General features: G+C 29.1%; 1 protein-coding gene. It reads right to left on the minus strand.

Annotated elements, in window-relative coordinates:
- Nucleotides 1-240: 240 nt before the first annotated feature.
- On the minus strand, nt 241-1,131 hold an 891-nt coding region (locus DV872_RS26760), incomplete at its 5' end, for a hypothetical protein (protein ID WP_158547201.1).

The following is a 1,131-nucleotide window of genomic DNA, read 5'->3' on the forward strand; positions in this document are numbered from 1 at the left end:
AATTGACTCTATGATTTTCCATTGGTCGTCAGTTGGTAATGCAGTGTGTTCACATTCTGCAGAGCTGACTGTCGAGTGGTGGAAACCAAGCTTGTCAGGTGGTGGAAGTGCTGGCGGGCGGGTAACACTATATAACTATCTTTTAACTTGAATTGCGTTTACTGGCGGAATCTGTGCCTGCAAAGCAGAGAAGCACAGATTGTGACAGTAGCAATTTCTAGTTCAAAAGCTTGTTATATTTCATTTATTCAATATGGGTAAAATTGTTTTAACAAGTCTTTCTATAAGATTTAATGAAACTTCATCATTTTTATCATCGACTGATAAATCATTAGTGTCATTCCCAAAATATTTACCAACTAATTCTTCCTTTATGCTTTTCTTATTAGCATCTTCTAAAAATTCAATAAATGGATTAATTGAAGCTAATTCTAACTCAATCCTTCTATTACGTATTTCAATTTTTCTATGTTTGCTTGATTCTCTTGCTGCATAAGTTGCTGGATATGATAATGCTGCTGCTGCTATTATTCTAATTAAAGATCTCTTCCAATCAAAATTTGTACTACTTATGTCCCAGACTGCATAAACTAATAATACAGACAATATAGCCATCAATGCTAATGCCGTATTTCTCAATCTATTGGCACTAATTTTATTTTCATTTGCGATTCTTTGATAGTTTCCAGTTATTGCTGAATCTGCTACAAGACCTACAAGGCGTATAGCTTCTTCGTTTTTATTATTTAAAAGAAGTAATATTTTATCTGATTTTTCAATTATTTCATTTTCAAGAAGTTTAATTCTTTCTTCATAATCAATGATTTGATTATCAAAAAATTCTTTTTGCACTTTAAAAAAATCATCTTTGAAATTTTTGGTTTCCTCTTTTACGGATTCAAATTCAGTATAAAATGTTTGATTAAGTTCATCAATCTCAGTATCTTTTTCATTGATTTTATTTTCAAGTTGTTCAATATTTAATAAAGATTCATCAATCAGTTTTTTAGATTCCTGATATTTTATATTCAGTTGAGTATATTTTTCTTCTAAAATATTATTCTTCTCAATGTAATTGTTTTTAAAACTGTTTATACTTTTTGAATAATTATAACTATTTTTATTTATAGG

It is taken from the genome of Oceanispirochaeta sp. M1 (assembly GCF_003346715.1).
Lineage (GTDB): Bacteria > Spirochaetota > Spirochaetia > DSM-2461 > DSM-2461 > Oceanispirochaeta.